This window comes from Shinella zoogloeoides (assembly GCF_003574625.1).
In the GTDB taxonomy this organism is placed as follows: Bacteria; Pseudomonadota; Alphaproteobacteria; order Rhizobiales; family Rhizobiaceae; genus Shinella; species Shinella zoogloeoides_A.
In genome coordinates this window covers 585,108-611,742 of sequence record NZ_QNUJ01000001.1, presented here as the reverse complement: position 1 = coordinate 611,742, position 26,635 = coordinate 585,108, and the positions used below count along the sequence as shown (strand labels likewise).

At 64.3% G+C, this 26,635-nt stretch carries 25 protein-coding genes, 1 pseudogene and 1 other annotated feature; of the genes and pseudogenes, 15 read left to right on the top strand and 11 right to left on the bottom strand.

Annotated features, from left to right (window positions below):
• Nucleotides 1–13: 13 nt before the first annotated feature.
• On the bottom strand, nt 14–1,528 hold the full coding sequence (locus tag DSD28_RS02975; protein ID WP_119254842.1) for an aldehyde dehydrogenase family protein: 1,515 nt from the start codon (nt 1,526–1,528) through the stop codon (nt 14–16).
• A gap of 124 nt (nt 1,529–1,652) precedes the next feature.
• On the opposite strand from DSD28_RS02975, the gene DSD28_RS02970 reads away from it, so the two are divergent.
• Nucleotides 1,653–2,354 carry a GntR family transcriptional regulator gene (locus DSD28_RS02970; protein ID WP_162911204.1) on the top strand — a complete coding sequence of 234 codons (702 nt, stop codon included), beginning with the start codon at nt 1,653–1,655 and terminating at the stop codon, nt 2,352–2,354.
• 5 nt (nt 2,355–2,359) lie between these two features.
• Here DSD28_RS02970 and DSD28_RS02965 read toward each other — a convergent pair whose 3' ends face one another.
• Nucleotides 2,360–3,433 (bottom strand): LacI family DNA-binding transcriptional regulator, encoded by a 1,074-nt coding sequence (locus DSD28_RS02965; protein WP_162911203.1) that lies wholly within the window; start codon nt 3,431–3,433, stop codon nt 2,360–2,362.
• Between the two features lie 174 nt (nt 3,434–3,607).
• Here DSD28_RS02965 and DSD28_RS02960 point away from each other — a divergent pair, with 174 nt between their 5' ends.
• The 4 genes from DSD28_RS02960 to DSD28_RS02945 all read left to right on the top strand — a co-directional run bounded on the left by DSD28_RS02960 (nt 3,608) and on the right by DSD28_RS02945 (nt 8,213).
• Complete coding sequence (locus tag DSD28_RS02960; RefSeq protein WP_119254839.1) at nt 3,608–4,588, top strand: ABC transporter substrate-binding protein; 981 nt, start codon at nt 3,608–3,610, stop codon at nt 4,586–4,588.
• Nucleotides 4,589–4,702: 114 nt separating this feature from the next.
• A complete protein-coding gene (locus DSD28_RS02955) occupies nt 4,703–6,211 on the top strand; it encodes a sugar ABC transporter ATP-binding protein (RefSeq protein ID WP_119254838.1) in 1,509 nt (502 codons plus the stop codon).
• Nucleotides 6,208–7,218 (top strand): ABC transporter permease, encoded by a 1,011-nt coding sequence (locus DSD28_RS02950; RefSeq protein ID WP_119254837.1) that lies wholly within the window; start codon nt 6,208–6,210, stop codon nt 7,216–7,218. Before DSD28_RS02955 ends, DSD28_RS02950 begins: the two co-directional genes overlap by 4 nt.
• Nucleotides 7,219–7,229: 11 nt before the next feature.
• Entirely contained in the window at nt 7,230–8,213 is a 984-nt protein-coding gene (locus DSD28_RS02945) for an ABC transporter permease (protein ID WP_119254836.1), read from the top strand.
• Here the strand turns inward: DSD28_RS02945 and DSD28_RS02940 are convergent.
• The 3 genes from DSD28_RS02940 to DSD28_RS02930 form a co-directional block, all read right to left on the bottom strand.
• The gene (locus DSD28_RS02940; RefSeq protein ID WP_119254835.1) at nt 8,126–8,398 is read right to left on the bottom strand and encodes a hypothetical protein; all 273 of its coding nucleotides are present in this window, start codon (nt 8,396–8,398) and stop codon (nt 8,126–8,128) included. The genes DSD28_RS02945 and DSD28_RS02940 overlap by 88 nt on opposite strands.
• Nucleotides 8,399–8,505: 107 nt before the next feature.
• On the bottom strand, nt 8,506–9,141 hold the full coding sequence (locus tag DSD28_RS02935) for an NrsF family protein (protein ID WP_119254834.1): 636 nt from the start codon (nt 9,139–9,141) through the stop codon (nt 8,506–8,508).
• 3 nt (nt 9,142–9,144) lie between these two features.
• Nucleotides 9,145–9,699: a sigma-70 family RNA polymerase sigma factor gene (locus tag DSD28_RS02930; protein WP_119254833.1), complete on the bottom strand. Its 555-nt coding sequence runs from the start codon at nt 9,697–9,699 to the stop codon at nt 9,145–9,147.
• A gap of 227 nt (nt 9,700–9,926) precedes the next feature.
• Between DSD28_RS02930 and DSD28_RS02925 the strand changes: the two genes are divergently transcribed.
• From DSD28_RS02925 to DSD28_RS02895, 8 genes and pseudogenes are all read left to right on the top strand, one after another.
• Complete coding sequence (locus DSD28_RS02925) at nt 9,927–10,208, top strand: BufA1 family periplasmic bufferin-type metallophore (protein WP_119254832.1); 282 nt, start codon at nt 9,927–9,929, stop codon at nt 10,206–10,208.
• Nucleotides 10,209–10,271: 63 nt separating this feature from the next.
• Nucleotides 10,272–11,126 (top strand): MNIO family bufferin maturase, encoded by an 855-nt coding sequence (bufB, locus tag DSD28_RS02920; RefSeq protein WP_119254831.1) that lies wholly within the window; start codon nt 10,272–10,274, stop codon nt 11,124–11,126.
• Between the two features lie 2 nt (nt 11,127–11,128).
• Entirely contained in the window at nt 11,129–11,887 is a 759-nt protein-coding gene (locus DSD28_RS02915) for an HvfC/BufC N-terminal domain-containing protein (RefSeq protein WP_119254830.1), read from the top strand.
• The gene (locus DSD28_RS02910) at nt 11,884–12,363 is read left to right on the top strand and encodes a DoxX family protein (RefSeq protein ID WP_432430831.1); all 480 of its coding nucleotides are present in this window, start codon (nt 11,884–11,886) and stop codon (nt 12,361–12,363) included. Before DSD28_RS02915 ends, DSD28_RS02910 begins: the two co-directional genes overlap by 4 nt.
• A gap of 191 nt (nt 12,364–12,554) precedes the next feature.
• Nucleotides 12,555–13,049 (top strand): hypothetical protein, encoded by a 495-nt coding sequence (locus tag DSD28_RS25740; RefSeq protein WP_162911202.1) that lies wholly within the window; start codon nt 12,555–12,557, stop codon nt 13,047–13,049.
• A gap of 109 nt (nt 13,050–13,158) precedes the next feature.
• Entirely contained in the window at nt 13,159–14,382 is a 1,224-nt protein-coding gene (locus DSD28_RS02905) for a mechanosensitive ion channel family protein (RefSeq protein ID WP_119254829.1), read from the top strand.
• A 205-nt stretch (nt 14,383–14,587) separates the two neighbouring features.
• Nucleotides 14,588–15,949: a chloride channel protein gene (locus DSD28_RS02900; RefSeq protein ID WP_119254828.1), complete on the top strand. Its 1,362-nt coding sequence runs from the start codon at nt 14,588–14,590 to the stop codon at nt 15,947–15,949.
• A gap of 72 nt (nt 15,950–16,021) precedes the next feature.
• Nucleotides 16,022–16,077 (top strand) — a sequence feature (sul1 is cis-regulatory element that is thought to sense ions involved in sulfur or methionine metabolism; They are found in Alphaproteobacteria).
• Nucleotides 16,077–16,267, top strand: a pseudogene (locus tag DSD28_RS02895) (sodium-independent anion transporter); the annotation flags it as partial. It overlaps the preceding feature by 1 nt.
• 236 nt (nt 16,268–16,503) lie before the next feature.
• On the opposite strand, the gene DSD28_RS02890 reads toward DSD28_RS02895, so the two are convergent.
• The 6 genes from DSD28_RS02890 to DSD28_RS02865 all read right to left on the bottom strand — a co-directional run bounded on the left by DSD28_RS02890 (nt 16,504) and on the right by DSD28_RS02865 (nt 25,028).
• Entirely contained in the window at nt 16,504–18,156 is a 1,653-nt protein-coding gene (locus DSD28_RS02890) for an OFA family MFS transporter (protein ID WP_119254827.1), read from the bottom strand.
• Between the two features lie 233 nt (nt 18,157–18,389).
• A complete protein-coding gene (locus DSD28_RS02885) occupies nt 18,390–20,399 on the bottom strand; it encodes a sensor histidine kinase (protein WP_119254826.1) in 2,010 nt (669 codons plus the stop codon).
• Nucleotides 20,392–21,777: a sigma-54-dependent transcriptional regulator gene (locus DSD28_RS02880; RefSeq protein ID WP_245424717.1), complete on the bottom strand. Its 1,386-nt coding sequence runs from the start codon at nt 21,775–21,777 to the stop codon at nt 20,392–20,394. The genes DSD28_RS02885 and DSD28_RS02880 overlap by 8 nt, the downstream gene beginning before the upstream one ends.
• A 427-nt stretch (nt 21,778–22,204) precedes the next feature.
• Nucleotides 22,205–22,423, bottom strand: a complete 219-nt coding sequence (locus tag DSD28_RS02875; RefSeq protein WP_162911201.1) for a hypothetical protein — start codon at nt 22,421–22,423, stop codon at nt 22,205–22,207.
• A 68-nt stretch (nt 22,424–22,491) separates the two neighbouring features.
• Nucleotides 22,492–23,511: a GntR family transcriptional regulator gene (locus DSD28_RS02870; RefSeq protein WP_119254823.1), complete on the bottom strand. Its 1,020-nt coding sequence runs from the start codon at nt 23,509–23,511 to the stop codon at nt 22,492–22,494.
• Nucleotides 23,487–25,028 carry a UxaA family hydrolase gene (locus tag DSD28_RS02865; protein ID WP_119254822.1) on the bottom strand — a complete coding sequence of 514 codons (1,542 nt, stop codon included), beginning with the start codon at nt 25,026–25,028 and terminating at the stop codon, nt 23,487–23,489. Before DSD28_RS02865 ends, DSD28_RS02870 begins: the two co-directional genes overlap by 25 nt.
• Nucleotides 25,029–25,229: 201 nt before the next feature.
• Between DSD28_RS02865 and DSD28_RS02860 the strand changes: the two genes are divergently transcribed.
• On the top strand, nt 25,230–25,910 hold the full coding sequence (locus DSD28_RS02860) for an amino acid ABC transporter permease (protein WP_119254821.1): 681 nt from the start codon (nt 25,230–25,232) through the stop codon (nt 25,908–25,910).
• A gap of 9 nt (nt 25,911–25,919) precedes the next feature.
• Nucleotides 25,920–26,564 (top strand): amino acid ABC transporter permease, encoded by a 645-nt coding sequence (locus tag DSD28_RS02855; protein ID WP_119254820.1) that lies wholly within the window; start codon nt 25,920–25,922, stop codon nt 26,562–26,564.
• Nucleotides 26,565–26,635 lie beyond the last annotated feature (71 nt).

Below are 26,635 nucleotides of genomic sequence, written 5' to 3'. Positions count from 1 at the left end.
CCGAAGCAGCCGGTCATGCGAACCAGGGCGCCGGGCGCCCGAGCGTGACGTGCACGCCCTTGAACTGGGAATATTCGTCGAAGCCGTAGCGGCCGAGCTCGCGGCCGAGGCCGCTCTTCTTGTAGCCGCCGATCGGCAGTTCCGGCGTGCCGTCGATCACGCTGTTGATCCAGCAGCGGCCGGCGCGGATACGGCGGATGCTCTGCAGGGCGTTTTCCAGATTGGTCGACCAGACGGAGGCCGACAGGCCGAATTCCGTGGCATTGGCCATCGCGACCGCCTCGTCCGCCGTCCTGAAGGTCAGCGTCGAGAGCACCGGCCCGAAGATCTCCTCGCGGGCAATCGACATGTCGGGCGTGACGCCGGCAAAGACCGTCGGCGCATAGTAGAGCCCGGCCTCCCTGCCGACCCTCTCGCCGCCGAGCAGCAGTTCCGCGCCGGCGGCAACGCCCGCCTCGACATAGGAATGCACCTTCTGCGCATGCGCCTCCGAGATCATCGCGCCGATCCTGGTGCGCTCGTTGAGCGGATCGCCGAACGTCACCTTGCGGGAAATGTCGAGCAGGCGCTCCATCAGCGCGTCGCGGATGCTTTCCTCGACCAGCAGTCGGCTGCCGGAAATGCAGCACTGGCCGGCATTGTGATAGACGCCATAGGCGATGCCGTCGGCCGCAGCGTCCAGATCCGCATCGGCAAAGACGATCTGCGGGCCCTTGCCGCCGAGCTCCAGCCCGACGCGCTTGACGCTGCGCGCCGCGATCTCGCCGAGCCTGGTGCCGACGCGCACGGAGCCGGTGAAGGCGACCATGTCGACGCCGGGGTCTTCCGCCAGCACCTGTCCCGCCGGATCGCCATAGCCGGTGACGACGTTGAAGACGCCGTCGGGAATACCGGCTTCCCGGGCCAGCTCCGCCATGCGGATCGAGGTGCCGGAGGTGAATTCTGATGGCTTCAGTACCACCGTGCAGCCGGCGCCGATGGCCCACGGCACGCGCTCGGAGGCGATGATGAAGGGAAAGTTCCAGGGCGTGATGATGCCGACGACGCCGACCGGCTCGCGCAGCACGAGGCCGAGGCGGTCATCGCCGATATTGTTGTGGCTCTGCCCTTCGAGCGCGCGCGCCTGCCCGGCCGCATAAGACCAGAGGTCCGCGCAGAAGCCGATCTCGCCGCGCGCCTGGGCGATCGGCTTGCCGACCTCCAGGCTTTCGGCAAGCGCCAGTTCCTCCTGATGCGCAAGGATAAGGTCCGCCACCTTGAACATCAGGCGCGAGCGCTCGGCGCCCGACATGCGCGGCCACGGGCCGGTATCGAAAGCCCGGCGGGCCGCCGCGATCGCAAGGCGCACGTCATCCGCCGAAGCCTCCGGCCAGGTGCCGACGACCACGCCCGCATGGCCGGGGCTCACGCGGTCGATCGTCCTGCCGGATGCCGCATCGACGGACTTGCCATCGACAAGCATCCGGTAGCGGGATTTAATATTCAGCCGCGGGTCGCGGGAATCGGGTGCAATGAAATTGGACAGCAATATCGTCTTCCGGCCGGGCAATGGTTGCCGGCCCCTCCCTGTTGATCCGGCTGTCAGGCCGCCGGATTTCTGTTGCGCATGAATTGTATGGTACTGTATGGTGGCTTCAAATGGATGTCAACGCATGACGGCGGTAAAAGAGATGAACCTTGAATCCCTCAAGATCGACACCGGCGAAACCGCGGCGGCGCAGGTCGAGCGCGACCTGCGGGAATCGATCATCCGCCTGGAGCTCGCCCCCGGCATGCGGCTTTCCGAACAGGAGATCGCAACCCGCATGGGCGTCTCGCGCCAGCCGGTGCGCGAGGCGCTGATCGCGCTCGGGAAATCGAAGCTGGTGGATATCCGCCCCAACCGGGGCACGGTCGTCGTGCGCATCTCGGCGCGCCAGATGATGGAGGCGCGCTTCGTGCGGGAAGCGCTGGAGACCGCCGTCGCCCGCCGCGCCAGCGAGGCTTTCGACAGCTGGACGCGGCGCAGGATCGACACGATCCTTTCCCGCCAGAAGGCGGCGATGGAGGCGCACGACCACAATGCCTTCCGCCGCGAGGACGAACAGTTCCACATCGCGATTGCCGAGGGGGCGGGCTGCGGCCTAGCCTGGAGCGCCATATCGGACATCAAGGCGCATATGGACCGGGTCTGCAATCTCCAGCTCCGCCATCCCGATTCCATGACCCGGCTGATCGCCGAGCACGAGGCGATCATCGACGCCATCGACACGCGCAACGCCGACGCGGCAGAGGCCGCCATGCGCAGCCACCTCAACGGCATCCTGGCCGACCTGCCGCAGATCGAGGCCGACAATCCGGACCTGTTCGAGTAAGGCGGCTAGCTTTTGCGGGTGGCGCCCGTGGTTTCGCGCACCACCAGCGGCCCATCGACCTTGATGGTCATCGGACGCATCTGCTTGCCGTGGATCGCCATGTCGATGAGGATTTCGGCCGCCTTCTGGCCCATCTCGTAGTTCGGCAGCACCAGCGTCGAGAGCGGCGGGTGGGTGTAGCGGGCGAGTTCCTGGTCGTCGTAGCCCATGACGGAAAGGTCGTGCGGCACGCGTAGCCCCTTTTCCTGCGCCGCCTCCATGACGCCGATGGCCATCAGGTCGTTGCCGCAGAAGATCGCCGTCGGGGGATTGTCCAGCGAAAGAAGCTCGAGGCCCGCCTCGTAGCCGCGCAGCGGCAGCCAGTCGCCGTCGCGCACGAGGCTCTCGTCGAAAGCGATGTCGGCGGTGGCGAGCGCCTGCTTGTAGCCCTTGAGGCGATCCATCGCCGCGTCCATCCACGGTTCGCCATTGATGAAGCCGATGCGCTTGTGGCCGAGCGACGTCAGATGCGCCGTCGCGGCAAAGCCGCCCGCCACCTCGCCCGGCACGATCGCCACATGCTGGCGCGGCTCGCAGTAGCAATTGAGGAGGACCGTCGGGATGGATTTCAGCGCCTTGGGCACCGAGACCTTGCGCGTGAAGATCGTCGCATAGATGACGCCGGCGATCGACGGGTCGCGCAGCACCGAGCGCAGCACGGCCGCCTCCAGATCCGGATTGGAGCGCGTGGCATGGGCGGAAACGAGCAGCCCCTGCTCGAAGGCATGGTCGCGTATGCCGTCGAGGCTGACGACGGGATGGGGGCTGGTGGAGATTTCGTCGACGATGAAGGCTATGGTATCCTTCTCGACGGCGGGTGCGGCGGCGACAGGGCTGCGCGTCGCAGGTAATTTATAACCTATTTTATGAGCAGCCTCGCGCACTTTCTGCTGTGTCTCGGGCGAGATGCGCGAACCCGACATCTCATTGAGCACGAGCGAAACGCTGGACTGCGAAACGCCGGCAATGCGCGCAATATCCGTCATGGTCGGGCGTCCGCTGCCCTGCCTGTCCGAATTGCGCCCGTTTCCTCTTGCCATGCGTCGCTCCCTGCCCTCGACGTGCTTTGCACTGCACACGGACTTTTTGCAAGTGCTCATAATTTTGGCTCTTGACTGCTAATATTATTAGCGCAAGATTTGCGCATGTGAAGCAGGAATTTGCTCACGTCCGGTAGAGGAGCACCGGCCAGAACCTGGGAGGAGAAACCGCTCATGACATCCATGTCCCGTCGCACCTTCATGCTTGCGGCAACGGCCATCGGCGCGCTTGCCGTCGCCGGCGTCGCAATCGCCGAAGTGCCGAAGCTCGCACAGAAGGACACCTACAAGGTGGGCTTCGCGCAGACCGAATCCAACAATCCCTGGCGCATCGCCCAGACGAACAGCATGAAGGCCGAGGCCGAGAAGCTCGGCTACCAACTCGTCTATACCGACGCCGCAGGCTCGGCCGCCAAGCAGGTCGCTGACGTCAACTCGATGATCGCCCAGGGCGTCGACGTCATCTTCCTCGCGCCGCGCGAGGAAAAGCCGCTGATCCCGGCCGTCATGGCCGCCAAGAAGGCCGGCATCCCGGTCATCCTGCTCGACCGCTCGGTCGATCCCTCGCTCGCCAAGGCCGGCGAGGACTACCTGACCTTCATCGGCTCGAACTTCGTCGAGGAAGGCAAGCGCATCGCCGAATGGCTCGCCAAGAACGCCAATGGCAAGTCGAAGATCATCGAGCTGGAAGGTACGACCGGCTCGTCGCCGGCCAACGACCGCAAGAAGGGCTTCGACGAGGCGATCAAGGCGGCCGGCGGCTTCGAGATCGTCGCCTCGCAGACCGGCGACTTCGCCCGCGACAAGGGCCGCCAGGTGGCCGAGGCGCTGCTTCAGGCGCATCCGGATGCCGACATCATCTACGCTCACAACGATGAGATGGCGATGGGCGCCATCGCGGCGCTGGAAGCGGCCGGCAAGGTGCCGGGCAAGGATGTGCTGGTGCTCTCCATCGATGGCGGCAAGGAAGCCGTGCAGGCGGTGGTCGACGGCAAGATCGCGGCCGTCGTCGAGTGCAACCCGCGCTTCGGGCCGAAGGCGTTCGAGACGATGCAGCGCTACGCCAAGGGCGAGGCCATCGACCCGATCCTCGTCAACGACGACAAGTTCTACGACGCGTCCAACGCGGCCGCGGAACTCGACGGCGCCTATTGATCGAAACTCCCAAGCCATATGCGGCCGGGGCGGCACCACCGTCTCGGCCGTTTTCGAGCGATCTTCCGCCGGTTCGGGTGTAGGTTCGTCATGGGTGGGATAGAGGAGGAACCGATGCTTCTGTCCATGCAGGGCATTTCCAAGGTGTTCGCCGGCGTCGCCGCGCTGAAATCCGCCTCGCTCGACGTCGAGCCGGCGGAGGTCATGGCGCTGGTCGGGCAGAACGGCGCGGGAAAATCCACGCTGATCAAGATCCTCACCGGCGTCTATCGCCGCGACGAAGGCAGCATCACCTTCGACGGCAGGGAGGTCGATTTCTCCATGCCTGCGGAGGCCCAGTCCGCCGGCATCGCGACGATCTACCAGGAAATCAACCTCGCCCCGCAGCGTTCGGTGGCAGAGAATATTTACCTCTCCCGCGAGCCCAGGCGCTTCGGCCTGATCGACCACGCCGCCATGCGGCGCGGCGCGGAGGCGGTGCTGAAGACCTTCAACCTTTCCATCGACGTCGACCGTCCCGTCGCGCATTTCGATGCCGCGACCCGGCAGATGGTGGCGATCGCCCGCGCGGTCACGCAGAACGCCCGCCTCGTCATCATGGACGAGCCGACCTCCTCGCTCGACGAGCGGGAGGTCGCGGTGCTCTTCGAGACGATCCGCACGCTGAAGCGCTCCGGCGTCGCCGTCATCTTCATCGGCCACCGGCTGGACGAACTCTATGCGATCTGCGACCGCGTGACGATCATGCGGGACGGCCAGACGGTGGCGAAAAGCCCGATGGCCGACATGCCCAAGATGGCGCTGGTGCGCCACATGCTCGGCAAGGAGCTCGCCGCCTTCCAGGCAATGGCGCCGGACGGGGACGTGCCCGACCGGCCCGTCCGCCTTTCCGTCGAGCATGCCGGTGCGGGCGTGCGCGTGCGCGACGTGAGCCTCGACGTGCGCGAGGGCGAGATCTCGGGCCTTGCGGGCCTGCTCGGCGCCGGCCGCACGGAGACCGCCCGCCTCGTCTTCGGCGCGGACAGGATGCAGCGTGGCACCATCCGCATGGACGGACGGGAGCGCGCCTATCGCGAGCCGGCGGATGCGATCGCCGACGGCATCGGCCTCGTTTCCGAGGACCGCAAGATCGACGGCATCGTGCCCGACATGAGCATCCGCGAGAACATGACGCTGGCGCTGCTGCCGAAGCTGAGGAAGGCCGGCATCGTCGACCGCGCGCGGCAGAACGAGATCGTCACCCGCTACATCCGGGCGCTCGGCGTCAAATGCGCCTCGCCCGACCAGCCGATCAAGGAACTCTCCGGCGGCAACCAGCAGAAGGTGCTGCTTGCCCGCTGGCTGGCCACCGATCCGCGCGTCCTCATCATCGACGAGCCGACCCGCGGCATCGATGTCGGCGCGAAGTCGGAAATCCTCAAGCTCCTGCGCAGCCTCGCCGACGAGGGCCTCAGCGTGCTGATGATCTCCTCCGAGCTGGAAGAGCTTCTCGCCGCCGCCGACCGCGTCACCGTGCTCAGCGACGGCACATCGGTCGCGACCCTGCCGCGCGGGGAGCTGAGCGAGGCGGCGCTGCTTTCGGCCATGGCCCATCAGGTGGACCCATCAGGTGAAATGACATGACGACGATCGAGACCCCCGCCCCGCAGCCGCCGGGCACGCTCTCTTCGGGCGGCCGGCTGTTTTCGCTGGCGAGCCGCTACGGCACCTTCGTCGCCTTCCTGGCGCTCATCGTCTTCAACATCGCGGTGACGCCGAACTTCCTGTCCTGGCAGACGCTGAACGTGAACCTCACGCAGGTCGCCACCATCGTCATCGTCGCCACCGGCATGACGCTGGTCATCGCCACCGGCGGCATCGACCTTTCGGTCGGCTCGCTGATGGCGATATCGGGGGCGCTGGCGCCGATGATCTTCATGAGCCAGTTCTGGCAGGTGGAGAACATGGCCTTCGCCGTGGCGCTCGCCTTCGTCATCCCGGTCGCGGTCGCCGGCCTGTTCGGCCTGTTCAACGGGCTGCTCGTGACCCGCTTCTCGATCCAGCCGATCATCGCGACGCTGGTGCTGTTCATCGCCGGCCGCGGCATCGCGCAGGTCATGACCAACGGCAATCTGCAGGTCTTCAGAAACGAAGGATTCCAGTTCATCGCCATGGGCCGCGTCGCCGGCATTCCGGCGCAGGTCGTGCTGATGATCGTCATCGTCGCGCTCGCCTCCGCCATGATCCGCTACACCGTCATCGGCCGCCAGGTCATCGCCGTCGGCGGCAACGAGAAGGCGGCGCGGCTGACGGGCATTCCGGTCAAGCGCGTCAAGCTGCTGGTCTACATGATCAGCGGTGCGCTGGCCGGTCTTGCCGGCCTCGTCGTGGTCGCGCGCAATTCGGCGAGCGACGCCAATCTCGTCGGCCTCGGCATGGAGCTCGACGCCATCGCGGCCGTCGCCGTCGGCGGCACGCTCCTGACGGGCGGGCGGGCCAACATCGTCGGCACCGTCATCGGCGCCTTCGTCATCCAGCTCGTGCGCTACACGCTGCTGGCCAATGGCGTGCCGGATGCCGCCGCCCTCATCGTCAAGGCCGGGCTCATCGTGCTCGCCGTCTTCATCCAGCAGCGCGCCGACAGGCATTGAGGAGACCCATCATGCACGCCCTCCTCCGCCCCTTCGCCATCAAGTCCTCGGGCGATCTCGCCCGCGCCGGCGTCATTCTCGCGCTCGCCGGCCTCATCCTGTTCGGCGCGCTGCGCTACGACAACTTCCTGTCATCGTTCAATATCCTCAGCTTCCTGCGCTACAATTCCATGTTCGCGCTGATCGCGCTCGGCATGGCCTTCGTCATCATCACCGGCGGCATCGATCTTTCGGTCGGCGGCACGGCGGCGATGGCAAGCGTGGTGGCGGCCCTCCTGTCGCCCTATCACTGGGCGGCCGGCCTCCTCGGCGGCATGGCGGCGGGCTTCGCCGTCGGTGCGCTGAACGGCTTCATCATCACGAAGATGCGCATCCAGCCCTTCATCGCCACGCTCGCGACCATGCTGGCGGCCTATGGCACAGGGCTGCTGCTTGCCGACAATCAGTCGGTCTCCGTCTCCTACGACAGCGGCTTCACTACCATCGGCCAGGACGATTTCCTGGGCTTTCCCATCCCTGCCTGGATCGGCATCGCCGCCTATGTCCTCGGCTGGCTGGTGCTCGAGAAGCTGCCGGTCGGCCGCCATATCCTCGCCATCGGCGACGGCGAGGCGACGGCCGGCCTGATGGGCCTCAAGGTCGAGCGCACGCTGGCCGCCGTCTATCTCGCCTCCGGCACGCTCGCCGGCCTTGCCGGCGTCATCCTCGCCGCGCAGTTCGGCGCGGGCCAGCCGACGGAGGGCGTCGGCTGGGAGCTCTTCGCCATCGCCTCCGTCGTGGTGGGCGGCACGCTGCTTACCGGCGGCTCGGGTTCCGTCGGGGCGACGCTCGCCGGCGCCCTGCTCCTCGCCATGGTCTTCAACATCCTCAACTTCGAAAACGGCCTCGGCTGGATCTCGCTTTCCGCCTACTGGCAATCCGTCATCCGGGGCGCCTTCCTGCTCGTCGTCGTCGTGCTGCAGGCAAAGCTGATGGCGCGGCACCGCAGCGCTTGAAGGGTTCTAGCCGAGGGCACCGGCAGCGAGGCGCCGGGGATGACATTGCCGCCATTGTCGAAGCTCGTGTTCATCAGGCCCTTCGCAAGCGGTTCGCCCTTGAGGAGCGCGACGGAGATATCCGCCGCGGCGCGCGCCTGGATGCGCAGGTCCTTGAAGACCGTGTCGTCCTGCCAGCCCTGCACGATGAAGACACCGGCAGAAATCTGTCTAACACTACGATTGCAGAAAGCCCTGCCGTACCTGTGATGTCACAGCCTTTCGCTGATCACACGCCAGCTCGGTTCGCGATTTACCAGCGCAACAATCGCCGGCCAAGCAGTGCGCCTGCGACGGTCACGCCGGCGATGGCGATCGTGTACCAGGTGGCAAGAAAGAGTGGGCTGTCGTCAGGGCAATGCCAGGCGTAAATCGCTGCGGCAATTGCGCTTGCCGCAAGGCCGGCAGCGGCACCGGCCGCCGTCGGATTTTCGGGTGCGCCTTTTTTCAGCGCCCAGAACAGGCCCGTCAAGGGCGCAAGCGACAGGACCGGCACGAAGAACAGACAGAACAGCGCGTTGCGTCCGACGAGACTCGTCCGCCAAGCATCAACCGGCAGCGTGGTGAGTTCGATGATGACGGCGACAGCGACCATGGCAAAGGGCACGCCGAGCAGGAGAGCGGGGAAACGCATCTCCGCCCCCGGCCGGCCGATGCGCATGGCAAGCCGGGCTGCAAGGACGGCGAGCACCAAGGTAACGCTTATCTTGAAGAGCACACGCACCGTCTCGAAGACACTCGCCATGTCGTGCCGCAGACCGATCGTGACGATCAGCAGCACCGCGGAAAAGACAGTGCCCGTCCCGAGCGCAAGTACAAGCGCCCGGCCGTAGCGCAGGTCGACAGATGCATCTTGCGTCATCAGGGTGATCAGGTCGTCGGTCTTCATATGTCATTCGCTCCGATAAAGGGCCGCCAGCGATTTCAGCGCCCGGTGGAGGGATACGCGCACCGCGACCTCCGTCATCTTCAACCTCTCCGCCGTCTCCCTGACGCTCGCACCTTCCAGGGAAATCGAGCGCACGATGTCACGCTGCGGATCCTTCAGCCGGTCGAGCATGGTCTTCGCATCGAGCCGGTCGGCAGCCTCGTGCGTCTCGTCCTCCGCCTCCAGGAAATCCGCAACATCCTCCAGCGGCACATTGCCGTGTCGACCACGGCGCCGCAGGCTATCGACCAGCTTGTTGCGCACGATGGTCGTCAACCAGGGGCCGAGCGGTCGGGCGGGGTCCCATGTGCCGCGCTTGAGATGGATGGCGAGCAGCACCTCCTGCACGACATCCTCCGCCTCGCTCGCCGGAGCGCCGTACTGGTCGCAACGCCGCCGCGCCATGGCGCGCAGATACGGCGTTACCGCCACGAGGAAACGGCTATAGGCCTGCGTCTCGCCCTTCATGGCAAGGCGCAGCCATGCTGCCCATTCCTCTTCGCGCGCCGACTGTTTCACTGCTGTCTACCCTACGCCGGGAGACACGAATTTGTTACCGCGCGTGCAGCGAGAAATGCACGGAACGCCCAAACAGCTGATACAAAAGGATTTTTTCTTAAACGGATCGATCCATCGTCAAGGTTTTCGTGAAAAATCGATAGGCCCCGCTGTAACGAGCCGTCTCCTTCCCTCCGTAGCCGATCCTGCACAGCCAATTGCGGCTGGCCCCAAAACGGAGACAGAGAATGAAGACCACGATCGCCACCCTCGCCCTTGCCGGTTCGCTTGCTTCCGCGCTTGCCGCCATTGCCACGCCCGCCGCCGCCGATGACGCCAAGGAGAAGTGCTACGGCATCGCGATGAAGGGCCAGAACGACTGCGCCGCAGGCCCGGGCACGACCTGCGCCGGCACCTCGAAGATCGACTATCAGAAGAACGCCTTCAAGCTGGTTCCCAAGGGCACCTGCATGTCGATGAAGACCCCCGACGGGCACGGCATGCTGGAACAGGGCCCGGCCCCGGCCTGACGCGAGTCCTGCAGCGGACGGCGCCGGCCCGGCGCCGTCACCTCTCTTCAGAAAGGTCTCGTCATGATCCCTTCCACGCTTCCGCGCCGTGCCGGCGCCGGCTTCAAGCCCGAGCATTTCGCCGATATCCTCGCCGCGCCGGAGCCCATCGGCTTCTTCGAGGTCCATGCGGAAAACTACATGGGCGCAGGCGGCCCGCCGCATGCGCAGCTCGGCAAGCTGCGCGAGGACCATGCCATCTCCATTCACGGCGTCGGCCTTTCCATCGGCTCCCTGCAGCCGCTCGACCGTGATCATCTCGCCCGGCTGAAGGCGCTCTGCGACCGCTATCAGCCGGAGAGCTTCTCCGAGCATCTCGCCTGGTCGACCCATGACAGCGTCTTCCTCAACGACCTCCTGCCCCTGCCCTATACGGGGGAAACGCTCGTCCGCGTCGCCGATCACATCGACGAGGTACAGTCGGCACTGGGCCGGCAGATGCTGCTCGAAAACCCCGCGACCTACCTGCTCTTTACCGAAAGTACGATCGAGGAAACCGCCTTCCTGGCCGAGATCGTCCGGCGCACCGGCTGCGGCCTGCTGCTCGACGTCAACAATGTCTTCGTCGCCGCAACGAACCATAATCTCGATCCCGACGCCTATGTCGCCCGCTTCCCGCTCGAAGCCGTGCGGGAAATCCACCTCAGCGGCCATTCCGAAACGGTGGACGATCTCGGTGCGCCCCTGCTCATAGACAGCCACGACACGCCGGTGAAGGACCCCGTCTGGGCGCTCTACCAGACCGTTCTTCGCCGTATCGGGCCGGTGGCAAGCCTCATCGAATGGGACAATGACGTGCCGGCCTGGCCGGTGCTGCGCAAGGAAGTGGTCTCGGCGCAGCGCATGCTCGACGATGCCGCACGGCAGAGAGCGGCCTGACCATGTCAGAGATCACCCAGAACGCCTTTGCCGCCGGACTTTTCGGAACAAGCCTGCCGCCCGATGGCCTGGTGGCATGGAACGAAGCCGTGCCGCAGCGCCGCTACGACGTCTATCGGAACAATGTCAAGGCAAGCCTCGCGGGTGCCCTGGCCTCGCGCTTTCCCGCGGCGGAAAGCATCGTCGGGGCGGATTTCTTCCGGGCCATGGCAGCGGACTTCATAAAAGACCATCCGCCACACTCGCCGGTGCTACTCGCCTATGGCGACGATTTTCCGGACTTCGCAGCGGCTTTCGAGCCTGCACGGCCGCTGGCCTATCTGCCCGATGTGATGCGTCTCGAAGTGGCGCGCGGACGCGCCTATCACGCGGCCAACGCGCGACCGCTCGATCCGGCAGCGCTGGCCGCGGTCGATCCGGCCCGGCTCGGCAGCCTCGTTCTCGTACCGCACCCCGCACTGTCCATCCTCTCCTCACCCCATCCCATGGTGACGATCTGGGCGATGAATGCCGGCGAGAGGCCGCTCGGCCCGATAGATCCCTGGCAAGGAGAACATGCGCTCATCGTTCGCCCGCGCCTTGCCGTCGAAGTTATTCCCCTGCCGCCGGCCGGCGCGCGGTTCTTCCGCCGCCTCGCCGCAGGAGCGAACCTCGCGCAAGCGGCCGCGGCTTTGGACGACAACGGCTTCGATCTCACCGAAGCGCTCGCCATCCTGCTCCGTTCCGGCGCATTCACGACATTCAAGGAGGACGTTCCATGAAGACCGACACGATGTCTGACCCCGTAACTTCCGCGCCGCAGGGTCTCGGCGGACAGGTCATTGCTGCACTCGACCGCATCCCGAACGATCTCATCGCACTGGTTGCCCGGCTCTCGATCGCCGCCGTCTTCTGGCAATCCGGCCAGACGAAGGTGAACGGCTGGATGCTCTCCGATAATGCGCTCTATCTCTTCGAGAACGAGTACAAGCTGCCCCTCATCGATCCATGGCTCGCCGCGCATCTTGCGGCTCTTGCCGAACATGTCTTCCCGGTCCTGCTGGTCGTCGGCCTTGCAAGCCGCCTGTCGGCGCTGGCGCTTCTGGGCATGACGCTGGTGATCGAGATCTTCGTCTATCCCGACGCATGGCCGACGCATGGCACCTGGGCCGTCTGCCTGCTGTTCATCGCCGCTCGGGGCCCGGGGCTGCTGTCGCTGGATGCGATGATTGTTCGCCGGGTCCGACGCCCGGGATGACGGGCGCGGAGTGCTCGTCATCGCCAAACGCAAGGCGACTGCCTGTTTCCTTAGACGCCCGTTCAACGTCCGGCGCAACATCGCGGGGCCGTCCGGCCAACTGTTTTGCGGAGCGTAAACAAGAGGCTGGTACGCGGCCTTGACGCGGCCGCCTCTAAAGTTGCGGTTTTATAACGCCTGCATACCGATCGATGACCGGGACAACCACGGCGCTGGGTGCCTGGTTTCCTGTCGGGTGCATAGCGCGCCGCGTCCGCCACCCGAGCAGCGCGGCCAGTCGCCCCGGAGCGATGCAGGCCGCCCGCACTGTTTTTCATCACAGATTTGCCCTGCCCGGCAATTCATGGAATAAGAACGTATTGATCCCGACCGGAGGAATGTGTCCGAATATGCCTGCGGACAAAAAGCGAAAGGAATCGCCGATGACAGAGATTGGAAAGAACACCATCAAAGCATCTTCCGGATCAATCGCTCTCTTTGTCTTTATATTATCATTCTTCCAGTGTTTCGCGACACGGATTATCAATTGGTATCGGCCAGAATCCGCAGATTTTTTCGGATTGTTTCTTTCATCGGCAGGGAAAAACTCAGCCCTATTCTGCATCGCACCGACCTTCCCACCTTTCGGGAATATTCGCCCGGAAGGCAAAGACGCCACGCCCGGTGTCGCATTGAAGGCCGCCTGAAGCCCCTTTTTGGCCGGTCGAAGAAGACGCCGAAGCGTTGCGCAGCCGGTACAATTCCTTTCAGCGGCAGGCTCCGCAAGGGGCGCCGCACAGACGTTCAGGAGTGACGATGATTTCAAACTTTGCCGATATCCACCCGATCCTCACGACCGGGATAGCGCTTCTCGCTCTCGGCTTTGCCGCGCTGTTCGCCAATTATGTGGTGAAGGCACTGCTGGTGCGTACGCTCAACCGCGTGCTTGCCTTCACCGCCTTTGGCCGCGACCCGGAACTACGCCGGCATGGCCTGATCGAGAGGCTTGCCAATGTCATGCCGGCGCTCGTCGTCTCGGCGGGCATCGCGCTCGTGCCCAATCTGCCAGCCTTCGTCGTCGTCGTGGTGCGTAACGTCTCCAGCGCCTTCATGATCCTGACGGTCGCCATGGCCATCAGCGCGGCACTCAACATCGTCGACACCACCTATCATCGCCGTCCCGACGCGCGGCTGAAGCCGATCAAGGGCTATATCCAGGTCGTCAAGATCGCGGTCTACGTCATCGCCGCACTCCTGATGATCGCCACGCTGATAGATCGCTCGCCGCTGATCCTGTTGTCCGGCCTCGGCGCGATGGCCGCCGTCCTCATCCTGGTCTTCCAGGACACGCTGCTGTCGCTGGTAGCCGGCATCCAGATATCCTCCACGGACATGGTGCGTGTCGGCGACTGGATCGAGATGCCCGGCCAGAATGCCGACGGCGACATCGTCGAGATCGCCCTTCACACCGTCAAGGTGCAGAACTTCGACAAGACCGTGACCACGATCCCCATCCGCAAGCTCGTGACCGAGCCGGTGAAGAACTGGCGCGGCATGCAGGAAGCGGGCGGCCGGCGCATCAAGCGCGCGCTCTATCTGGACCAGACGAGCATCCGCTTCCTCGACACCGAGGAGGAGGAAAGGCTTTCCAGGCTCGACCGGCTGGAAACCTATCTCAAGCACAAGCAGGAGGAACTGTCCGAATGGAACGGCAGGCTTGGCGAGCGTGCCCGCATTCCCGCCAATACGCGCCGCGCGACCAATGTCGGCACCTTCCGCGCCTATGTGGAGGATTATCTGCGCAATCATCCCGGCGTCCATCAGGGCATGACGATCATGGTGCGTCAGCTCCCGCCCCAGCCCGAAGGCCTGCCACTGGAAATCTATTGCTTCGCCAACACCACGGCCTGGGCCAGATACGAAGGCACCCAGTCGGACATCTTCGACCACCTGTTCGCGATCCTTCCGGAATTCGGCTTGCGTGTATTCCAGAGCCCAACCGGCAGCGACCTTCAGGTTCTTTCAAGGGTGCCGGCATGAACGAATCTCTTCGAGCAAACCGGGCCGGATTTTCCAATCGCAGGGCCCTCAACGGGACCAGATATGCTCAACCAGCCCCGGCGAGGCGACAATGGAAGGCATTTGCGGAGCAGGAAATTGGCGGGAAGGGCTGGACAGGGTACTGGGATTTGCGTGAAATCGGCTGCCCGTCCGGTTCTTCCAACCACGATGCCTGAAGTCGAGAATGCCCACCTTCTACAGAAAATCCAAGCTGCTCCGCCGATCCCGCGTTTTCTGGGGTTCTTTCTCCCTCTGGCGCCCGCGGCTCGTCTTCTGGTGCGGGGCGCTGGCGACCGGGGTGATCAGCGTCGGCTTCGCCAAGCTGGCCGACCTGGCGCAGCATGGGTTCGGCCGCCTGACGACGGCGACGGAATGGAGCTTTCTGCTGCCGCTGCTTCTGACGCCGGCGGGCTTCGCCCTCTCCGCCTATCTTGCGATCCGTTTCTTCCCGAACGCACAGGGTAGCGGCATTCCGCAGGCGATCGCCGCGCGGCATCTCAAAGATGACGAGGATCGCGGCAGGCTGCTCTCGTTGCGTATCGCTTTCGGCAAGATTCTCCTGACCGTGCTCGGCCTCTTCTCCGGCGCCTCCATCGGCCGCGAGGGCCCGACAGTGCAGGTCGGCGCGTCGATCATGTTGGCAGTCGCCCGCTTCGGCGGCATGGCACAGGCACGCGGCCTGATCCTCGCGGGTTCGGCCGCCGGCATCGCCGCCGCCTTCAACACGCCGCTCGCCGGCATCGTCTTCGCCATCGAGGAGATGGGCCGCACCTACGAGGCCCGCACCAATGGCATCGTTCTCGCCGCCGTCATCCTCTCAGGCCTTGCCGCGCTCGGCCTTTCCGGCAGCTATCATTATTTCGGCTCCACCTCCGTCGCACCGCTAAGCATGCGGGACTGGGGGCTCGTTCTGGCCTGCGGCATCGGCGGCGGCGCGCTCGGCGCCGCCTTCAGCGGCATGGCACTGCATTTCGGCCAGCGCATCCGTCGCTGGGCGCAGCCGGCGCCGATGAGGCGCATGGTGCTGCTGGCGCTCTGCTGCGGCCTTGCCATCGCCGCCATCGGCGTCATCTCCGGCGGCAAGACCTTCGGCACAGGCTACGAGCAGGCCAAGGGCGCCGTGCAGGGCGAAGCCCTGCCGCTGCTTTTCTTCCTCGAAAAATTCGCAGCCGGCTTCCTCTCCATGCTTTCAGGCATACCCGGCGGCATCTTCGCGCCATCGCTTTCGGTCGGGGCCGGCCTCGGCAGCACGCTTGGCTCGCTCCTCGGCACGAGCATCGCCCTTTCGGCGGTGCTCGGCATGGCGGGATACTTCGCCGGCGTCGTGCAGGCGCCGATGACCGCCTTCGTCATCATCCTCGAAATGACCGGCGACCACGAGGCCGTGATCCCCATCATGGCCGTGGCAATGCTCGGCTACCTGACGTCGCGCATCCTCTCGCGCGAACCGCTCTACCATGGACTGTCGCGCGTCTTCATCGCCGCGGCCATCCGGGCGCGGCGGGCAGCGGAGAAGGGACAGGAAGAAATTCCGCCAAGCGCATGAATGCGCTCCGATGCATGTGGAAAGCGGAACGGTGTTGAGCCGCGCGCAACATTTTCTATAACGGCTTCGTTTCCCGGATCTGGTAAAACTCCGAGTGGCTCTTCTGGCCGCCGATCGGCCAGACAACATATCGATCGGCACGTTTTCCTGGTGCTCGATCCTGAACCTGCGCCGATCGTGACGCCGGCGACGATGGCCACTGTGGTCGGTATACACGACCTTGCAAAGGGCGTTCTCGTCGGCGTGTTGCTCCCAGACCTGTTCTTCGCCGGCAAGATTGCGAGGCTCTTCCACGTTCGCTCCACCCTGAACGAGGAGGAGAGCGAGCTCCGCCCGATTCCGCAATTGCACGCGCAGCCCTTCCGCGACGTCATTCCAAGGCCCGGCTTCGGCCGGGCCCTTCCGGTCCGAACGGCATTTTATTGCCGAACCAAGCCGGGATCTGGCAAATTCCTGCCAGATCGATCCTCCATCAGCCCCGGCCGATGGCCGGGACTGTAGCCAGTATCCTCAGAGCACTTTCAGCAAAAGTGCGCAGCGGTTTTACTGGAACTCTAGAACAGTGCCGCCGTGTTTTTCAGCGTTACCCAGATACCCCAGAGCAGCGGAATGCCGACGGCAGCCCAGGCAAGCACCGCCTTGGCATCGAGGCCGCCCGTGCCGATGCCGAACGAACCGCTCGGACCGGCACTTGCCGCCGCGGATTTGGCTTGTAGCGAAGCGACCTCCTCGTCAGACATGAACCACTTGTCGGCGAGCGGGCGTACCAGAAGATTAGCGATGAAACCGAGTGCCAGCATGCCGGCCAGGATATACATCGTTCCGGTATAAAGCGCCGGGCCCGGCTCCACGCCGGCGGAGATCTGCGCCTCGCGGATATAGTTGACGACGACCGGACCTACGATGCCGGCCGTCGCCCAGGCCGTCAGCAGGCGGCCGTGGATGGCTCCCACGAACTGCGTGCCGAATATGTCGGCGAGATAGGCGGGAACGGTAGAGAAACCACCACCATACATCGACAGGATGATGCCAAGGGCCAGCACGAAGAGCGCCTTGCTGCCCATATCCGCCAGCGTCGGCGCCAGGGCGTAAAGAACGATACCGAGGATGAAGAAGGTGTAGTAGGTGTTCTTGCGGCCGATCTTGTCGGACAACGAGGCCCAGAAGAAGCGCCCGCCGATGTTGAAGAGCGACAGAAGGCCGGTAAAGCCCGCCGCGATGGCGGCAATGGCCGCCTTCTGGTCCGTGTCGAGCTGGCCGAAGCTGAGTTCCGGCTGGCCGATGAGGCGACCGCCGAAGATTTCCTGCAGCATCGGCGAAGCCATGCCGATCACACCGATACCGGCGGAGACGTTGAGGCAGAGGACGAGCCAGATCAGCCAGAACTGCGCGGTCTTGTGCGCGTCGCGCAGATGGACATGGCGGGCGGTGACCATGGTCGACTTGGCCGCCGGCGGCGTCCAGCCCTCGGGCCGCCAGCCGGCCGGCGGGATGCGGTAGCCGAAGGCGCCCCCCATCATGAAGCAGAAATAAATCGCCGCCATGACGAGGAAGGTCTGCCAGACGCCGGCGGACGTATCGGTCTTGAAGACGTTCATCAGGAGATTGGCAAGCGGCGCGCCGATCATCGCTCCGCCGCCAAAGCCCATGATCGCCATGCCGGTCGCCATGCCGCGCCGGTCCGGGAACCACTTGATCAGCGTGGAGACCGGCGAGATATAGCCGAGCCCGAGGCCGATACCGCCGATGACGCCGGCGCCGAGCCACATCAGCCAGAGCTGGTGCGTCATGACGCCGACGGCTGCGACAGCAATGCCGCCGCACCAGCAGCAGGCCGAGACGAAACCCGCCTTGCGCGGGCCGACGCGCTCCAGCCATCCGCCCCAGATGGCGGCCGAACAGCCAAGGAGCACAAAGAACAGCGTGTAGATCCAGCCGAGATCGGCAACCCGCCAGTTGCAGCTCGTGGTGACAAGCGCGGACAGGAGATTGATATCCGCGCAGGTCCCATCGGCAGCGCCCGGAATCGCCTTGGACAGCGGCAGCCAGAACACGCTGAAGCCATAGGCCATGCCGATGCACAGATGGATGGCGAGCGCAGCCGGCGGAACGAGCCAGCGATTGAAGCCGGGCCTGGCGACGATGCGCTCCCGGTCAAGGATGCTGCCGGAATAGCCGCCGGCATAGGTTTCGGTCGATACAGTCATGTTTCTCCTCCGCAACGCATCGTCCTGATGCGCAGATGTCGCGACAGGGAGAGGAACGATTTCCCCCGCACCCGGCAAAACGCCCGCATCCTCCATGCAGACGACAGGCCGGGCCTCCCGCAACGAACCCTGCAAGGCGCATGCCAAAGAGTATGACTTTTCAAATCAGGGATTTAGCAAAGCGCCGACGGAGAAACCGGACAATTTGTCCGTCCGGCAGACAAATTGTCCCTTCATTCCGCCTCCGGCAGCCAGACGATGAAGGTCGCGCCCTCGCCCGGCCGGCTGGCGAGCGAGATGGCTCCGCCCTGCCGCGTCACCAGCGTCTGACTGATGGAAAGGCCGAGGCCCGTGCCCTCCTGCCGCTTGGTGGTGAAGAATGGATCGAACACCCTCGCCGCCACCTCCGGATCCATGCCAACGCCGCTGTCGCTGACGACGATCTCCACGCCGCGCCGCCCCCCGCGCGTGCTGTCGTGCGTCTCGATACCGAGCCTGCCGCCGTCGGGCATGGCATGAATGGCGTTCACTACCAGATTGACGACGACCTGCTGCAGCTCCGTGCGGTTCATCAGCACCAGCCGCTCCGCCGTATTCTCCAGCCGCACCTCGATTGCCGCCTTGGCGAGCAGATGCTGGACGAGCGGCAGGCAATCGGCGATCACCATATCGGGTGCATGGCGGTCGACGAAACCCGCGAATTCCTCCGGTTTGGCGAATTGCAGGAGTTTGGTGACGATCAAGCTGATGCGCTGGATCTGATCATCGAGAAGCTGGAACTCCACCTTCGCCTGCTCGGCCTGTTCTCCCACCACGGACCGGATGACCTCCAGATTGCCCTGCATGACAGCGATGGGATTGTTGATCTCATGCGCCACGCCAGCCGTGATCTCACCGATGGCGGCAAGCTTTTCCGACATGATGAGCTGCTTGGTGGTCGCCTCGAGTTGCCGGTTGGCAAGCTTGAGTTCACGCGTGCGCTCGTCGACGCGGGCGTTCAGCTCCTCGTTCCAACGCCTCAATTGCCGGTCGCTGCGCTCCAACTGGTCGAGCAGATCATCGAGATGCACGGCAACCCGGCCGATCTCGTCCCGGCTGTCAACTGCGCCGGTACGTGCGCCGAGATTCCCGCTCTCGACCTTGGCGATGGTCGCGTCGACGCGCTCGAGCGGCTCGAAGATACCGCGCGCCCAGCGCAGGAAGATCGGCACGCTCGCCGCCGTGATCGCCAGGAAGGCGAGAACGATGGTGAGCAGCGTCTGGCGTTTCGCAGCGGTGAAAGGCGTTTCCAGAAATCCGACATAGAGCATGCCGACGCGCTTCCCGCGACTGTCGGTGATCGGCTCATAGGCGGAGATATACCAGTCGTTGACGACGAAGGCGCTGTCGAGCCATGTACGCCCCTCGCCGAGCACGGCCGAACGCACCGCCGCGGAAACACGCGTGCCGAGCGCGCGGCGGCCTTCGAAGAGGCGTACATTGGTGCTGATGCGCACGTCATCGAGGAACAGCGTCGCCGTTCCCTGGCTGCCCTCCGGCAAACTCGCCTCGCGATAGACGAGATCATTGATCGTATCGATGAAATTGAGGTTCTGGTTGAGCAGCATGCCGCCGACAAGCACGGCCCTGCGTCCCTCGGCGAGGGTCACCGGGCTGGCGCTCTGCACTACCATGCCACGCGTCTCCTCCAGCCGTTCCGTCGGCATCGCATTCGGCGTCGGGACGAGCGGCAGGCGCGCGCGGGCGGCAAGGCCCGGAGAGAGCTTTTCGAGATCGGCATTGTCGAAAATGGCGATGCCCGTCGATGGCGTGCCCGAGAGCGCATCGCGGATGACGGGCCAGTCGGTGCGAAGGACGCTGGCGGTCTGCGCCGTCACGGATGTGACGAGCCGTCCCTCCGGATCGATCAGATAGAGAAAATCGAGATCCAGCCGCGACCTCGCCTCATCGAGAAGAGCCGTCAGCCGGGATTTGTCACCGACGACATCCCGGAAACGCACCGAACCGCCGAGCGCAGTGATGTGCTCGCCGGTATTGTCGAGAATATGGGCAAGGTACTGGTGTGCGATGGTGAGGTCACCATTGACCTTGGAGATCAACGCTGCATCGAACTTCTCGTTCCAGCGATAGACGGTGACGCCAAGCAGCAGCGGCAGGATAACCAGCATGGGCAGCAGCGCGATGGCGAGCAACCTGTAGCGCACGGAGCGCACCGGGCGAATCCCGTGCCCACGGTCAGCCATCCCAGGCAGCCAGCTTCCGGTCGATGGTCTTGCGGGAGACGCCAAGCTGGCGCGCCGCCTCTTCGCGCTGGCCGTTACAGGCAGCGAGAACCGCAAGGATGTGCCGGCGCTCCACGTCCGCCAGCGACCCGCCCTCACCGGCGGCAGCAGCTCCAGATCCGAAGCTTTCGGGAAAGCGGCCGAGGATTAAGGCCCGCTCGACGAGGTTGCGCAGTTCGCGCACATTGCCTGGCCAGGCATAGGATGCAAGCGCCCGCCGCGCCGCACTGTCGATTGGCACTACCGGCATGGCGAGCTGCGCGGAAAGCTTCTTCATAAAGAGGGTCGCAAGCTCCACCGCGTCGCCATCCCGTTCCTTCAAAGGCGGCAGATGAATATGCATAACGTTGATGCGGAAGAAGAGATCGGCGCGAAAACGACCAGCCTGCACCTCCTTTTCCAGTTCCGCATTGGTGGCGAAGACGAAGCGCAGATCGACCGGAACCTCACGTTCGGAACCGACCGGCCGCACCCTGCGATCCTCCAGCACGCGCAGCAGCTTGGCTTGCGTGGCGGGCGGCATCTCGCTGATTTCGTCGAGGAACAGCGTACCGCCCTGCGCATGCTGAAATAGGCCCTCCCGCCCTCGGTCGGCACCAGTGAAGGCGCCCTTCAGGTGACCGAACAGCTCGCTTTCGATCATATCCGCGGGGATCGCGCCGCAATTGACCGGAACGAAGGGTTTGCCAGCCCGATCGGATAATGCGTGCAGCGAACGAGCCGCCACCTCCTTGCCCGTGCCGGACTGGCCTGTCAGCAGCACGGAGGTCGGCAGCGGTGCAACGCGGGCAATCGTTTCGCGCACCCCGGCGATCGCGGCGGATTCGCCGATTAGCCGGTCACGCAGCAGCATGTGGTCGGACGCCGCCTTCAGCTCGTAGCGCAGCACGTAGTTCTCGCGCTGCAGCCGAATCCGATCAAGACAGCGGGCAACCGCATTGAGCAGTTGGTTCGACCGAAAGGGCTTGAGGATGAAATCGACGGCTCCGGCACGCAGCGCCTGGATCGCGGTTTCGAGATCGGCATAGGCGGTCATCAGAATGGCATCGGCGAAGAAGCCGATCGCCCGCTGCTCGGCAAGCCATTCTACCCCGTTCTTCCTGGGCATGATGTTGTCGAGGATGACGATGTCGAAATGATGCCGATCAAGCTTCTGCGAAGCCTCGTTCGTATCGGCCGCCAGCTCCAGCCGCTTGCAGCGCGGACCGAGCGTGCGCATGAGGAAGTTGCGCATCCCCGGCTCGTCATCGACGATGAGAATGGAGGCTTGCGCCAGCCAGGGGCCGAATTCCGGATCGGCGGACGTGTCGCGCGATGCACGCGCGGCTTCAGTCGGCACCTGCGATCCTCCCGATCGTTTGTCGCCTCGAACGCGGCCACCATAGGAAACCGCCCTCGATAGCACAAGGCGAAGGAGCACGGCGGAATTCAGGGATTCACGCTGCAGTATTGCGCCGGGATGTGTCATTGGCCGAAATTGCACGGCGAGCCGGCCATGGCGTGAGTTCCCCAAAGCGGATCACCGCTCGGTCTCACTTCCGCTGGGCGTGGCGGCGGTGAGTGACCCCTCGTCGATGACACGCCCAGGGCCCGCTTCAAGGGCAAAGACCGGTTCTCCACCCGCAACGCGACGACCAAGGTGAGGGGACAAACCCTGTCCGGCTGCGTGACGGTGACGGTCCGCTAAGCGGGTTCGGGGGCCGGTGGCGCCGACGCGCGGCTCCTCATCGTCTGCTTCCTTTCTCACCCCTTCGTCGGGCGCGGCGCTACAAGGCATGGGCCATGGGCGCCTCGCCACCCGGGTCCCAGCCCGTTACGATGATCTTTTCCGACGTGCCGAAGCCCTTCGCCATGTCCAATGTGCGGCAAGGTGCTGGTCGAAAGAAACCGGTGATCTTGTCGAGCGGGATCACCTCCACCCTATCATAGAGGTTCACCCGGCTTGCACTCGGGACGATCATGAACGACATCGGCTTCGTGCCCATCCCCTTCATTCCGACGCCTGCAACCGGTCGCTGACGAGCTCAACGTCCATATCCCGGCGGCGCGGTCTCTAGTCGAAGACGTAAGGCAAATCGGCCATGACCTGGGAACTGCGGAAGGACTGAAGCCGGAGGGCGGCTTTTTCCGCCGAGAGCGCAAGATGGCGGATGAGGCGGCTGCGAAGGGCCTCCCCATCCTTGTCACGCAAGGCCTGTACGATCTCCAGATGCTCTTCCATGAAGGGATCGACGCCGTTGCCGTTCTCGAGTGCGAGTTGGATATGCTTGCCCGCCACCAGGATACAGCGGCTGCGCCTCAAGGCTTCGACGATCTCGGGATTGGGGCTGTAGCTGATGCAGTCGATGTGGAGATCGGCCTCCAGTCGGTCGAAGTCGGCGCCGGGAACGGCGGGAAATTCGCGCTGCACACGGTGAAGCCGCACTTCGACCGCGTCGAGCTTGGCAGGGGGTATGTGCTCCATCGCGCCGGTGAGGGCGACCGGTTCGAGAAGGATTCGCAACTGGTAGAGATTCTCGAAACGTACCTCGTCGAGCGGCACGATCCACCAGCGCGACCCGTCGTCCTTCTGCAGGATGCCAACCTCACGGGCATGGGTCAGAAGATCGTGGGCGACAGTGCGGCCGACATCGAGGTGGCGTGCCAGCGCCAGTTCGTTGACGCGCGCCCTGCCGAAGACCGAGCGCAGAATGATCTCGCGTTCGAATTCGTAGTAGAAGGGCTGCCAAGCGAAGATCTTGGCGTTCAAACCATCCTCGTCGTCGAGCATCAACATCTTCGGAGTAATCTTCAGCCTGCGCGGCGCCTCGCCCTTGCCGACGAGGAGCCCGCGCCCGTCGAAGCGACTGACGAGGCCCTCCTCTTCCAGCGAGGCGAGCGCACGCTTGACCGGCGAGCGGCTGGAACCGAACATTGCAGCAAGCGGCCCTTCCAACAGCACCGTCCCTTCCGACAGGGCGCTGGCCTCGATGCTTTTGCGGATCTGCGCCGCGATCGTCGCATAGGTGGTCGAGCCCGCCGGAGCGGCGGGCTCGGTCGCGGATGCTGTCAGGTTACGGCTCCGATCTGCCATGGCACAAACTCGTTGTCTCCGAATCCGAAATCCTCGCTTAGCGTGTGCTCGCCCGAAGCGACAGTCAGAATCTTCTCGAAGATACGTCGGCCGGCCGCCTCGATGCTATCCGTTCCGTTGACGATGTCACCGCAGTTGATGTCCATGTCGTCACTCATGTGCTCGTACATCTCGGTATTGGTGGCGACCTTGATGCAAGGGGCGGGCTTGAAGCCGGAGACCGAGCCACGGCCGGTGGTGAAGACGATGACGTTGCAGCCGCCCGCCACCTGTCCCGTTACGGCGACGGGGTCGTAGCCGGGCGTGTCCATGAAGACGAAGCCGGTGCGGTCGATGATCTCGCCATATTCGTAGACCGCCTCCAGCGGCATCGAACCGCCCTTGGCGACCGCGCCCAGCGATTTCTCGAGAATGGTTGTCAGCCCGCCAAGCTTGTTGCCATGGGAGGGATTGTTGTTGAGCTCGGCACCGTTACGCTCGGTATAGTGGCGCCACCACTCGATGCGGTCCATCAGCTTCTGCGCCACTTCGGCGCTGACGGCCCGGCGCGTCAGAAGATGTTCGGCGCCATAGATTTCCGGTGTCTCACTGAGGACGGCAGTGCCGCCGTGCTGGACGATGAGGTCGGCCGCATAGCCGAGCGCCGGGTTGGCGGAAATGCCGGAATAGCCATCTGAGCCGCCGCACTGCAGCGCGACCTTGAGGCCGGTGAGCGTCACGGTCGTGCGCTTGGCGGCGTTCACTTCCGGTAACATCTCGCGGATGATGTCGCTCGCCACCTCGATGGTCCTGCGCGTGCCGCCGAGGTTCTGGATCGTCATGGTGCGAAGGAGCGGGCCTTCCGTCAGCCCGAATTTCTGGACGATCGGGTCAATCTGGTTCGTTTCGCAGCCGAGGCCGATGAAGAGGATGCCGGCGAAATTGGGGTTGCGCGCATAGCCGGAAAGCACGCGCTGGAGATAGAGGTAGCCCTCCGTCTTCATGTTGATGGCGCAGCCCGTGCCGTGCGTCAGCGCGACCACCCCGTCCACGTTATCGTAGCCGTCGAGCCCGCCGCCGCGATTGAAATGGTCGGCGATGGCGCGCGCCACCGTGGCAGAACAGTTCACAGAGGTGACAATGCCGATGAAATTGCGTGTACCGACCTGCCCATCGGGCCGCACATAGCCTTCAAAGCCGCGACGCTCGCCTTCAGGAAGAAGAGGCGTTTCGCGGGCGTCCTCGGCGAAATGATGGGTCGCGTGGCTTTCCTGCATAGCGAGGTTGTGCAGGTGCACATGGTCGCCCGGCGCGATAGTTCCGGTCGAAACGCCAATGACCTGGCCGTATTTCAGGACGGCTTCACCCGGCGCGATGGTGCGTAGCGCGACCTTGTGGCCGCTCGGGATGTCCGTATGCGCGATGACGATTTCCCCACCCTCGGCAATCGCCGTGCCGCTGGGTATCGCCGTACGCGCCACGCCCACATTGTCGGCCGGGTTGAGCCTGATCACCGGGGAGATCGTATCCGTCGTCATGAGAGAAATCCTAAAATGAATATTGCGTGCATAGATCATTCATGGTAGAGGCCGGAAAGTCAACTGCCAGTCGAGGGAAAATTGGCGTGGGGAGGAGGCCCGGACAGATGCCTGTTGCGATCTTGCGATGTCGCCCGATGCCCGCTCGAAATGCGGGGGCTGCACTGCCTTCCGTCGTGAAGTCCGGAATCGCGTGCCGCCATGTATGAATTCGATTTCTCGTTCCTGAACGATTACCTGCTGGACCTCATCAATGGCGTCTGGCTGACCATCGGCATGACGGTCGCCTCGATCCTGCCGGGCTTCCTTCTCGGCACCCTCGTCGCCGTCGCGCGCCTTCGCGGCGGGCCGTGGGCGCAGCGCATCGCCACGGTCTATGTCGAGGCCATCCGCAACACGCCGCTGATCATTCAGGTGTTCTGGCTATTCTTCGGCCTTGCCTCGCTGCAGGTCCATGTCGGCCCCTTCGCCGCAGCGGTGATCGCGCTCGTCATCAATGTCGGGGCCTATACCGCCGAGATCATGCGCGCTGGCTTCCAGACCATTCCGCGCGGTCAGCTCGAGGCGGCATCCTGTCTTTCGCTGAGCCCGTTCCAGTCCCTCGTCTATGTCGAGGTGCCGCAGGCGGTGGAGCGGGTCTATCCCGCCCTCGTCAGCCAGTTCGTGCTGATGATGCTGGCCACTTCCATCATGTCGCAGATTTCCGCTGAGGAACTGACGGGCGTCGCCTACATGATTCAGTCCTTCACCTTCCGCGGGTTTGAGGTTTACCTCGTCATCGCCGTCTTCTATCTCGGCCTCGCCTCGCTGCTGCGCGTGGTCCTGATGGGCATCGCGGAAGTCTCCTTCCCCCGCCGCCGCCGGCTACGCACGCCCCTCTGAGGTAGAACCATGCTGGGACTCACCATCCAACAGATCGCCTATATCTTCCAAGGCGCCGGCTGGACCATCGTCCTGTCGCTGCTCGGCTTCGTCGGCGGCACGATCCTCGGCCTGCCGCTGGCGCTCGCCCGCTCGGCCAAAGCCAGGTGGCTGCGCATCGTCTCCTCGGGCCTCGTCCAATTCATCCAGGGCGTGCCGCTGCCGGTTATCATGTTCGTCGTCTATTTCGGCATCAGTATCGGTGGCTTCGAGGTGCCCGCGCTGGCGGCCGCCGGCCTTGCCATGACGCTCTATTCCGGCGCTTATCTCGGCGAGATCTGGAAGGGCTGCATCCAGGCCGTGCCGAAGACCCAGTGGGAGGCGGCCGAATGTCTGGCGCTGACCAAGCCGCAGCGCTTCATCTATGTCATCCTGCCACAGGCCTTGCGCATCGCTATCCCGCCGACGGTCGGCTTCCTGGTGCAGATCGTCAAGAACACGTCCTACGCGGTCGTCATCAACTTCTTCGACCTCACCTATTCGGCCAAGGTCATCAACAACTCGACCTTCAAGCCCTTCACCGTCTTCACCATCGCCGCGCTGATCTACTTCGCCATCTGCTTCCCGATGTCGGTCATCGCGCGCCGCTTCGAACGAAAGCTTCACCGCAATTGAACCGCCGGGCCCAGACTCCATCATCGGCTCAATCACACGAAGGACAATCCATTATGTCAGGCGTAACCCAA